Raw genomic sequence first — 1570 nt, 5'->3', positions numbered from 1 at the left:
GACAGCCCGGGGGCTCTGCCCCAGCCCCCGGACCCTGGGGCTCTGCCCCAGCCTCCCGGACCCCGGGGCTTCGCCGCTTCCCGCGGCGTCGATATGCGGCTCCGCCGCGTGGGACCCGCGGGGTCCAGGGGCGGAGCCCCTGGTATCGGGAAGGGGCGGGGAGGGGAGCGGCCCGCCGCAGGCGTCACGACCCGTCGGCCTCCCACCCGAACCGGCTGAGCAGCGTGGCCGCGGCGCACGATGCCGCATCATGGGTGTGTTGATCGCACCCTTCGCCGGAGTTTGTTCTGAGTACCGCCGTCGCCGAGACCCTCGCTGTCGTCCTGCTCCTCGGCGTACTCGCGTTCGCGGTGGTACGGCCCCGGGGTCTGCCGGAAGCGGTCGCGGCCGTGCCCGCCGCCGGGATCGTGGTGGCCATCGGGGCGGTCTCGCCCTCCCGGGCCTGGGCGGAGGCCCGGGAACTGCTGCCCGTCGTGGGCTTTCTGGCCGCCGTACTGCTGCTGGCCCGGATGTGCGCGGACGAGGGGCTCTTCGAGGCGGCGGGGCAGGCCGTGGCGCGGGCCTGCGCGGGGCGTACGGACCGGCTCCTGGGCGGGGTGTTCGCCGTCGCGGCCGCCGTGACCGCCGTGCTGAGCCTGGACGCCACCGTGGTGCTGCTCACGCCCGTGGTGTTCGCCACGGCGGCCCGGCTCGGGGCGCGGTCCCGGCCGCATGTGTACGCCTGCGCCCATCTGTCGAACTCGGCGTCCCTGCTCCTCCCGGTCTCCAACCTCACCAATCTGCTCGCCCTGGAGGCCGGCGGGGTCTCCTTCACTCGGTTCGCCGTGTTGATGGGGCCCGCCTGGCTGGTGACCATCGGCATCGAGTACCTGGTCTTCCGCCGCTTCTTCGCCGACGATCTGGCCGCGGGGACCAGCGAGCCCCCGCCCGCCGACTGGCCCCGGGTGCCGGTGTTCGCGGTGACCGTGCTGCTGCTGACCCTCGCCGGGTTCGTCGGGACCTCGTTGGCGGGCCTGGACCCCCAGTGGGCGGCCTGGGCGGGCGCTCTCGTGCTGACCGTAAGGGCGCTGCGGCGCCGCCGGGCGACCGTAAGGGAGGCGGTCGGCGCGATCGGGCCGCTGTTCTGCCTGTTCGTGCTGGCGCTCGGGGTGGTGGTCCAGGCCGTGCTGGCGGGCGGCCTCCAGGGGGCGCTGGACCAGGTGCTGCCCACCGGGGCGGGCCTGCCCGCGCTGCTCGGGATCGCGGCGGTCGCGGCGGTGCTGGCGAACCTGATCAACAACCTGCCCGCCGTGCTGGCGCTGCTGCCGATCGCCTCCGGGGGCGGCCCCGGGCCCGTGCTCGCCGTGCTGATCGGCGTCAACCTGGGGCCCAACCTCACCTATGTCGGCTCCCTGGCCACCCTGCTGTGGCGGCGCATCGTCCACCGCCACGACCCGGAGAACGGCTCCGACCTGGGGGTGTTCACCCGCCTGGGGCTGCTGACCGCACCGGCGACCGTGGTGGCGGCGACGGCGGCGATGTGGGCGATGCTGAGGGTCACCGGAAGCTGACGCCGACCGGAAGCTGACAC

At 74.9% G+C, this 1570-nt stretch carries 1 protein-coding gene; it reads left to right on the top strand.

What is annotated here, in order from left to right; genetic code table 11:
* The first annotated feature begins 287 nt into the window (after positions 1 to 287).
* Positions 288 to 1550: an SLC13 family permease gene (locus ACFXB5_RS53695; RefSeq protein ID WP_385223372.1), complete on the top strand. Its 1263-nt coding sequence runs from the start codon at positions 288 to 290 to the stop codon at positions 1548 to 1550.
* Positions 1551 to 1570: the final 20 nt, after the last annotated feature.

Origin of the sequence: Streptomyces sp. NPDC059455, assembly GCF_042750115.1 — a bacterium.
Taxonomy (GTDB): domain Bacteria; phylum Actinomycetota; class Actinomycetes; order Streptomycetales; family Streptomycetaceae; genus Streptomyces; species Streptomyces endocoffeicus.
The sequence above is the reverse complement of the archived record's forward strand: the minus strand, read 5'-3'. Positions and strand labels throughout refer to the sequence as shown.